Source organism: Thermoplasmata archaeon (genome assembly GCA_035632695.1).
Lineage (GTDB): Archaea > Thermoplasmatota > Thermoplasmata > RBG-16-68-12 > RBG-16-68-12 > RBG-16-68-12.
The window spans coordinates 1-7,191 of sequence record DASQGG010000047.1 but is presented as its reverse complement, the minus strand read 5'-3'; the positions used below and the strand labels follow the sequence as shown (position 1 = coordinate 7,191).

General features: G+C 65.5%; 8 protein-coding genes and 1 tRNA gene. 3 read left to right on the top strand and 6 right to left on the bottom strand.

What is annotated here, in order from left to right; all coding sequences use genetic code 11:
• Positions 1 to 564, top strand: a 564-nt coding sequence (locus tag VEY12_03840) for a hypothetical protein (GenBank protein HYM39264.1), incomplete at its 5' end; no start/stop codon positions are given.
• Positions 565 to 586: 22 nt separating this feature from the next.
• Here the strand turns inward: VEY12_03840 and VEY12_03835 are convergent.
• From VEY12_03835 to VEY12_03810, 6 genes are all read right to left on the bottom strand, one after another.
• A complete protein-coding gene (locus tag VEY12_03835) occupies positions 587 to 1,531 on the bottom strand; it encodes a transcription elongation factor Spt5 (protein ID HYM39263.1) in 945 nt (314 codons plus the stop codon).
• An 18-nt stretch (positions 1,532 to 1,549) separates the two neighbouring features.
• Entirely contained in the window at positions 1,550 to 1,789 is a 240-nt protein-coding gene (locus tag VEY12_03830; protein HYM39262.1) for a protein translocase SEC61 complex subunit gamma, read from the bottom strand.
• A 12-nt stretch (positions 1,790 to 1,801) separates the two neighbouring features.
• On the bottom strand, positions 1,802 to 2,911 hold the full coding sequence (gene ftsZ / locus VEY12_03825) for a cell division protein FtsZ (protein HYM39261.1): 1,110 nt from the start codon (positions 2,909 to 2,911) through the stop codon (positions 1,802 to 1,804).
• Positions 2,912 to 3,527: 616 nt separating this feature from the next.
• Positions 3,528 to 4,622, bottom strand: coding sequence for a cell division protein FtsZ (ftsZ, locus tag VEY12_03820; GenBank protein ID HYM39260.1), 1,095 nt, complete (start codon positions 4,620 to 4,622; stop codon positions 3,528 to 3,530).
• Between the two features lie 125 nt (positions 4,623 to 4,747).
• Positions 4,748 to 5,053: a hypothetical protein gene (locus VEY12_03815; GenBank protein HYM39259.1), complete on the bottom strand. Its 306-nt coding sequence runs from the start codon at positions 5,051 to 5,053 to the stop codon at positions 4,748 to 4,750.
• Between the two features lie 85 nt (positions 5,054 to 5,138).
• Positions 5,139 to 6,425 (bottom strand): HD domain-containing protein, encoded by a 1,287-nt coding sequence (locus VEY12_03810; GenBank protein ID HYM39258.1) that lies wholly within the window; start codon positions 6,423 to 6,425, stop codon positions 5,139 to 5,141.
• Between the two features lie 127 nt (positions 6,426 to 6,552).
• Between VEY12_03810 and VEY12_03805 the strand changes: the two genes are divergently transcribed.
• Positions 6,553 to 6,625: transfer RNA gene (locus tag VEY12_03805), tRNA-Cys, on the top strand.
• Positions 6,626 to 6,683: 58 nt separating this feature from the next.
• A partial coding sequence (locus tag VEY12_03800; protein ID HYM39257.1) for a hypothetical protein occupies positions 6,684 to 7,191 on the top strand: 508 nt, incomplete at its 3' end.

Genomic DNA, 7,191 nt, shown 5'->3' with positions numbered 1-7,191 from the left:
ATGCACGTGGGTCAGTTCGAGAATCTACTTCCTGACCTGTCGAGCCGGATGGTCACGTTTGGCCAGACGCCCCAGGGCGGCCACGTTGCGCGTTTTGACAACGGCGTCTACTTTCACCCTGTCCGCATGGGGAGCTACATTGTCTGGAACAACGTGATGCAACTCCATTTCTACCTCTTCTTCAACCCGGATGGATCCCACGCTGCCCCCGGCTTTGACGCCTTGGGCACCCTCCTGACGGGATACTTGAAGGATGGCGTCTATGTGCTCCGCGCACGGCATGATTCCGCGGTCCGAGCCAATCTGCTACGGGTGCGGGACGAGTTCAGCCTGGGGCGGTTGACGGTGGTGTGCAGGACAAAGGACCCAGTCCACGTGCCATCAGTAGTGCCGGGCGTCTTCTCCGAGGCGTGGTCCGTGCTCCTCCCGAGCCGACGGCGAGGCCCGGACGGGTACAACTGGCCGGACGTAGCTACGAGCATTGTGCGCTCACTCGATACAGTTCTCCAGCTTCTCGTGGCGGCGGGGCCCACGCAGAGACCCAAAGCAGCCGAGCCTCGATGACCGCGCTTGGCCGGAGCGAGCGCTACGTCTCCCTGCGCTCTTCCTTCTCTTTTTGGAGCACGCGGACGTGGTCGCCGCGAACGGTCACCGGGATGCGGACCATGGCCTCGAACAGCTCGACCGTGATCTCTTCCTTCGTCTCGTCGATCTTCTGGACGCGCGCCTTTTCGCCCTTGAACGGGCCTGCGACGAGCTCGACGATGTCCCCTTCCATGATGCCGCTGACCACGGGCTTCGGCGTCAGGTAGAGGTCGATGTCCGAAAACGAGATGCCCGCCTTCTCGCCCTCGCCCTTGACCACGCCGCGTGCGCGGCGCACGCCGCGGACGAGCTCCTCGAGGCGGTCCGGGTTCATGCTCTCGACGAACACGTAGCCGCGGAGGTTCGCGGGCACGAGGATCGCGAACACGCCGAGATCCTTTCCCTTGGCCCGCGCGAACAGCGCGTCCGCGACCGCGCGCTCGTGGCCGATGGAGCACTTGACCGCGAGGACGGCCTGGCGGGCCGTGAAGCTCAGCGTCTTGAGGTCCGAGGCGGTCGGGTTGCTCTTGGAGATCGCGTTCAGGACCACGTTCAGGCGGTCGCCGAACCGGGCGCCCTTGGGGCACGTGATCTGGACCGTGAGCTCGCGCTGGCCCTCGGGAATCAGGAGGATCTCCTTCTCCACGAGCTTGGTGAACGTGACGTCCCAGGGCTTGTCCTCGACGCCCCAGATCTTGATCCCCCACTCGGGCGGATCGGGGAGCTCCGAGCTGTAGTTCAGGTCCACCTTGATCCGGATCGTGTCGTCGTCCGTGCCCGTGTTCGTCACGACGACGGGATACTCCTTGACCTGGCCCGCGGTGAGCGTGATCTTCTCCTCCTGGAGCTCGAGCTTCACGCCCGGATGGCCGACGGGTGGCCGCTCCTCGGGCTTGGGCTCCGGCTTCTTCTCCGCGCCCTTGGCGAGATCGTCGAGCAGTCCCATGGTCTCCGCTCCCCTAGATCAACCGAACAAACCGGCGAAGAACGAACCGCCGTACCGCATGATGAAGTAGATGATGAACCCGAGCGCGCCCACGGCGATCAGGCCGAGGCCCGTGATGATCAGGACCTTGCTGTACTCGTCCGACGTGGGCTTGCGGGCCATCTTCAGGATGCGGCCGTACTTCCCCTTGCCCAGGCGCTTGAGGCGCTCCTCGATGCGCCGTTGGACCTCCCAACCCTTCTCGATAATCTCCGCCATGAGTGGTAGCCCTCACCGAACGATGTCGACGCCCGCGGCGGGTCCGCGGATGTGCTCCCCGGGGCCGAGGATCTGCTTGGACCGCACCCCGGTCAGGATGAGCATGACCCGGAGCTTGTGCTCCAGGGTCTGGTCAATCGCGGCACCCCAGATGATCCGGGCGTTGCTCGAGATCCGTCCCTGGACGATCTCGGCGACCTTCTCCGCCTCGGACACGCTCATGTCCACGCCGCCCGTGACGTTCACGAGGGCGCCTGTGGCGGCGCTGATGTCCACGTCGATCAGGGGCGAGTTGATGGCCTCCTCGATCGCCTCCTCGGCCCGGTTCTCCGAATCGGACTCGCCGAGGCCGATCATCGCGACGCCGCCGCCCTTCATGATCGTCTTGATGTCGTTGAAGTCCAGGTTCACGAGGCCCGGCTTCGTGATCACTTCCGTGATGCCCTTGATGGCCCGCATGAGCACGTCGTCCGCGACCTTGAAGGCCGCATTCAACGCCAGACGCGGCACGAGTTCAAGGAGTTTGTCATTCGGGATGACCACGACCGTGTCCGCGAAGTTCCGGAGCTTCTCGAGGCCGTATTCCGCATTCTCCGCGCGGATCGCGCCCTCCGACTTGAACGGAAACGTCGTGATGGCGATGGTCAGGGCGCCGGCCTCCTTCGCGAGCTGCGCGATCACGGGTGCTCCGCCCGTGCCCGTGCCGCCGCCGAGACCGCACGTCAGGAACACCATGTCCGCGCCCTGGACCACGGCCCGGAGCTCGTCGCCCGCCTCCCGCGCGGCCTCCTCGCCGACCTGGGGCAGCGCGCCCGCGCCGAGGCCTCTCGTCGTGCGACGCCCCAGAAGGAGCTTGTGGGGTGCGCGGATGATCAGGAGGTGCTGCGCGTCCGTGTTGCACGCGTACAGTTCCGCCCCGACGATGCCGCCCTCGACGAGCCGATCGATCGTGTTGCAGCCGCCTCCGCCCACGCCGACGATCTTGATGTTCGTGCGAAGGCTCGCGAGGATGCGCTCGAGCTCGGCATCTTCGGTCCCCATCCCAATCGCCGCGGTGGGCGATTCCGGGAGCCGCGGCTCGTCCGCCGCTCGGGTGACGACTTCCCTAACAATGGAGTCCATGATTGGGCCTCCGGCTACGCGAGATGCGATTCGAAGCAGCCGCAATCGCCAGGTAGCGGAGGGCCGCTAATAAAGGTTTTCGAGCCTTCCAGGGGCAAAAGCGAGTCTGGCTATCCGGTAGCCGTGTTAGTCCCCCGACCGATGAGTTAGCACGAGCGGGGAACGCTTAAGTCTCCCTAACCTGGTCGGAGGTCGAGGCGATGCTTCGTGGCAAAGAATGCGTCAGCAGTGGGGCACCTTGGGTTGCTCTTGGGGCTCTTGGCGGTGATTCTCGAACTGAACCAGATAGCCGGGCAGTCGAGTTCGATTGCCGGCACTGCTAGCTCGGCGTTCTACACGGCGCTCATTGTTTGGGTCATTGCTGCGGCACTCGTGGTCGTGGAATGGTTCCTGACTCCCCGTTCCCCCTGAACCAGGCCCACTGTGCCGTCCCTCAACTGGGAGGATTCCCTCCAAATTGACAAGTTGGGCGCGACCCGCGCAGCCTCAGCACCAGTTGCGGGCGCGGACCTCCGTCTCGTAGCCTGCAGGTATCGACGCCAGCACGGGTGGAAGCAAAGGTGTCCGGGTGGCGACGCCGCCACCCGTTCGTTCGTTCTCTCGGAGGAAATCGACCTCAGTGAATGACGTCCACGCCCACCCTCGCGCGTTCCTCGGCGGGATCTCGGCGGCCGACGATCTGCTTGGACCGTACGCCCGTGGCCACGAGCATGACGCGCAGCGTGTGCTCGAGAGTCGGGTCCACCGTGGCGCCCCAGATGATCCTCGCCGTCGGCGAGACCTTGGCCTGGACAACCTCGGCCACGCGCTCCGCCTCCGCGATCGTCATGTCGTTCCCGCCCGTGACGTTGATCAAGACGCCATGCGCGCTGGACACGTCAACCTCGAGGAGCGGGCTGTTGATCGCTTCCTCGATCGCCTCGATCGCGCGGTTCTCGCCCATGGCCTGGCTCTCGCCGAGGCCGATCATCGCGACGCCGCCGCCCTTCATGATCGTCTTCACGTCGTTGAAGTCGAGGTTCACGAGGCCGGGCTTCGTGATGATCTCCGTGAGGCCCTTGATGGACCGCATGAGGACCTCGTCCGCGAACTTGAACGCGTTGTTCAGGGACATCCGCGGCACCAGGTCCAGGAGCTTGTCGTTCGGGATCGTGATCACGGTGTCCGCGGCGTCGCGCAGGCGCTCGAGGCCCCACTCCGCGCTCTCCATCCGGAGCTTACCTTCGCCCCGGAAGGGCAAGGTGACGACGGCGATCGTCAGCGCGCCCATCTCCTTGGCGAGGCGGGCGACGTAGCCGCAGGAGCCCGTTCCCGTGCCGCCGCCGAGGCCGCACGTCGTGAATACGATGTCGGATCCGTGGAGGATCGTCCGCAGCTCCTCCTCGGCCTCGCGGGCCGCCTCCTCGCCGATCTGGGGCAGCGCGCCGGCGCCGAGGCCCTTGGTCACGCGGCGGCCCAAGAGGACCTTCTTGGGTGCGGTGATGTGGAGCAGATGCTGGGCGTCCGTGTTGCACGCGTACAGCTCGGCGCCCACGATGCCCTCGTTGTAGATGCGGGCGATCGTGTTCGACCCGCCCCCTCCGAGGCCGACGATCTTGATGTTGGTCTTCATCTTGCTGAGCATCTCTTCGAGCTCAGAGTCGACACGGGTGTCTTCGAAGGCGGGGGTTCCGCCTTCGCGGGCCAGCACGTCCTCTAGCATGGAGTTCATTGCGTCACCTGCAGCCTGAGCGAGTTCATCCCATCCCGCAAGGTGGGCTCGTATTCGGCGCACGCTATTTAAAAGTGTCTGACGAACGTCCGCCGATTTGACAAAGGACCATCGTCGCGTGCGTCTCACGACGCGCGTTTCGGCGGCCAGAAATGCCGCAGCCCCAGGAACTCCAGGTAGACCAGCCCCACGGCCACGATCGCGGAGAGCACGTAGGGCCAGGCTTGTGCGGTGTCCGTATATTGCAGGATCGTCCCGACCACCATCCCATCGAGCAGGAGGCTTCCCATTCCGTACCAGTACTTCGCGTACCGTTGGCGGAGCCATTCCCGCCACGAGGCCTCGGAGTCGAACGCGCGGTTCTCCTCGCGCCGCTGTTTCAGCGGACGTACCTCGTAGCGTTGCCGATCCGGCGAGGAATCCGATCTCACGCGATGCTCCGTGGTGCCGCGGAGGCCGAAAGGCCGCCGGCGTGCTTTGCCCCTTTGGGTCGGGTCCGACGAGGCATGCGGCGGATCACAGGAAGGTGGCCTGGCACGCCTTCCGCGTCGCGTTCACGGCCCCCGGTGGCGCAGCGATCATGACGACCCAGTCCGTGACCTGCCGCAGCTGAAGCGCACGGCCCAGCGGGCTCACGCGCGAGAAGGGACGCGCCTCGCCATCGTCCAGGATCATGACCTCCGTCTTCGCGATTCGAGGCTCGCTAATCAGGAGCTCGGGCAGCGGAACGTCCACGATCACTTGCCCGGGATCGAGCCCTGCGCGACGCGCGATCCGATCCTCCATCCGGCGGCGATCGCGGGCGGACTTGAAGGACGCGAGGGCGGCCTTCGCCTCCTCGGACAGCTCGTCCCGGTCCAACGCGAGCACGCGCTTGTACAGCTTGCGGTAGCGGACGCGCAGGGCGATCTCCCGTTGGAACTTGCCCTGGTGCACGAGCCAGGTCAGGAGCTCGTGATCCACCATCTTCTGGACGTCCGCGATGGAGGCCTCCGAGCGCTCGACCGCACGGGCGAGCATCTGCTCGGCGATGCGCACGGTCTTGTGGAAGTACACGGAGGAGTACATGAGGCCGCGAGCCACGAGCATGCCCTCCAGGGCGGGGAGGCCCTTGCAGTCCAAGGCGAGGGAGCCGTGGTGGAGCCGCAAGGTGAGGAGGAGCCGCGCGATGTCGATGCGACCTTGGCTGACGCCCGTGTAGTGCGCGTCCCGCAACAGGAAGTCGATCTGATCCGCGTCCATGGGGCTGTGGATGATCTGGCCCAGGTACCGGTGCTCGTCGGCGACCCCGCGGCCCCCGAACAGGCCGCCAGGTTCTGCGGGTCCGCGGATGAGGGCCGCGACCTCCCGGGGCGAGACGCCGTGTGCGTCGAGGACCTCGTGGATTCGCGGCACGTCGGGGAACGCCTTGCGATCCTCCTTGCTCACGTTGTCCTCCTCGCCCGTGATCAACCGCTGGGTGAGGTGCATGTGGTCCACCGCGAGCTCCCGGCTCAGCACGTGCTCGAGGGTGTGGGAGTACGGCCCGTGCCCGACGTCGTGAAGGAGGCCGGCCGCCTGGACGAGCTCTCGCTCCTCTTCGGACAGATCGAGGGCACGCGCCATCTCGTTGGCGACCCAGCTCACGCCGAGGCAGTGCTCAATCCGGGAGTGGTTCGCCCCCGGGAAGACGAGGTACGTGAGACCGAGCTGGCGGATCGAGTTCAGCCGCTGGATCTCGAGGGTCTCCAGAAGGTCTTGGATCAGCGGCTCCAGGCGAATCGTGCCATGGACCGCATCGACGATCGTCTTGGGACCCGCCATCCGTCGCGCACAGAGGGCGCGCTCATAAAAAGCTTGTCCGGCCGCGCACGCTAGTTGTAGGTTGCGCGTCCACGCGGAGGCGGCGTTCGAAAAGGTTCAATTACCCTGGCCCAGATGGGCCGCGCGCGCCGGGGTGACAGAGCGGCTAATGTGACCGACTGCAGATCGGTTTCTAGAGGGTTCGACTCCCTCCCCCGGCATGCAACGATCGGTTGAACCGGAACCCTCGCCGGTGGGCCCGAAAGTTACTTGCGCGCGATGATTAATGGAGATGCCGGGGATGCCTGCACGGTCGTCCTCGGATACTCCATCAGCTTCGCGCCCTTGGCCATCCCTCTTGGAATCATCCTGGTGGCCTTCCTCGCCAAGCGGTGGGGAACTCTGGAACGCGGAACGCCGCGGAAGGAGTTCAGGACGAGCCTAGCCGTGGTCATCGTCCTCGCGGGACTCACCGCGGGCTTCATGGCCGAAGGTGTGGCAGACTACGTGCAAGCGAACGGATGGAAGTTCCAGTTCCAGGCATCGTTCGGACTCAAGGGTGTCGGTCCCTCTATCGTCGTCGTTCCGGAAGTCGCCGACCGGAGCCTCCTCGCTCACCTGAGGCTCTGGTCCGGCTCCGCGAACTGGAGTTACGTGGAGACTCCCTACGGCCCGGGCCTGTACGTGGTCGTCAGGGAGGACCTGACGATCCTCTACGCAGACTTCCTCATCTACCCGCCCCCTGCTCAACTCCCCGACACGAGCTTCACGATGACGGGCTCATGGG